Here is a 1,237-nt window from a genome sequence, read left to right on the forward strand (position 1 = left end):
TGACGGGCCTGCCCAACCGGCGGCTGCTGCTCGATCGCCTGCAGCGCTCCATCGCCGCGTGCCAGCGCACCAGGAACCTGGGCGCGCTGCTGTTCATCGACCTGGACAACTTCAAGGACCTCAACGACACCCTGGGCCACGACATGGGCGACCAGCTCCTGGCGCAGGTGGCCACGCGCCTGGTGGGCAGCGTGCGCGAGGCCGACACCGTCGCGCGCTTTGGCGGCGACGAATTCGTCGTCATGCTCGAAGTCCTGGCGCCCCAGCTGCCGCAGGCGGCCGCGCAGGCGGAAACCGTGGCCGAGAAACTCCTGGCCAGCCTGAACCAGCCCTTCGAACTGGACGGCGCCCAGCACTACAGCACCCCCAGCATCGGCATCACCCTCTTTGGGGACGAACGCCTGAGCGTGGACGAACTGCTCAAACGCGCCGACCTGGCCATGTACCAGGCCAAGGCGGCGGGGCGCAACACCCAGCGCTTCTTCGACCCGGACATGCAGGCGGCCGTCAACGCGCGCTCCAACCTGGAGGCCGACCTGCGCCAGGGGCTGGCGCGGGGAGAACTGCTGGTGCACTACCAGCCCGTCGTGGACCACCAGTCCCAGCTCATGGGCGCCGAGGCCCTGGTGCGCTGGCGCCACCCCCAGCGCGGGATGATCAGCCCCGGCGACTTCATCCCCCTGGCAGAGCAGACAGGCCTGATCCTGCCGCTGGGGCAATACGTGCTGCAGACCGCGTGCCGGCAACTGCAGCGCTGGGCAGAGCACCCGGACACGGCGCACCTGTCCATCTCCGTGAACGTGAGCGCGCGGCAGTTTCGCCAGGCCGGCTTCGTGGCCGAAGTGCTGCAGACCCTGCACAGCCACCAGGCGGACCCGCGCAGGCTCAAGCTGGAGCTGACAGAAAGCCTGCTGCTGGGAGACATCGAGGACACCATCGCGCGGATGGTGCAGCTCAAGAGCGAAGGGGTGGGATTTGCGCTGGACGACTTCGGGACAGGGTACTCGTCCCTGTCGTACCTCAAGAGACTGCCGCTGGATCAGGTGAAGATAGACCAGAGCTTCGTGCGGGACGTGCTGGCGGACCCCAACGACGCGGCGATCGTGCGCACGATCCTGGCGCTGGCCAAGAGCCTGGACCTGCAGGTGGTGGCCGAGGGGGTGGAGACGACGGGGCAGCTGTCGTTCCTGCGGCTGCATGGCTGCGAGGGGTTCCAGGGGTTTCTTTTCGGGCGGCC

The 1,237-nt window shown here is 68.3% G+C and carries 1 protein-coding gene; it reads left to right on the top strand.

The genetic code is table 11. The features are described 5' to 3' along the window. Positions 1-1,237 (top strand): putative bifunctional diguanylate cyclase/phosphodiesterase (locus tag AC1RVY_RS26490; RefSeq protein ID WP_492809133.1); only part of this gene is annotated, 1,237 nt, incomplete at both ends.

This window comes from Acidovorax sp. GW821-FHT11A03 (genome assembly GCF_058809075.1).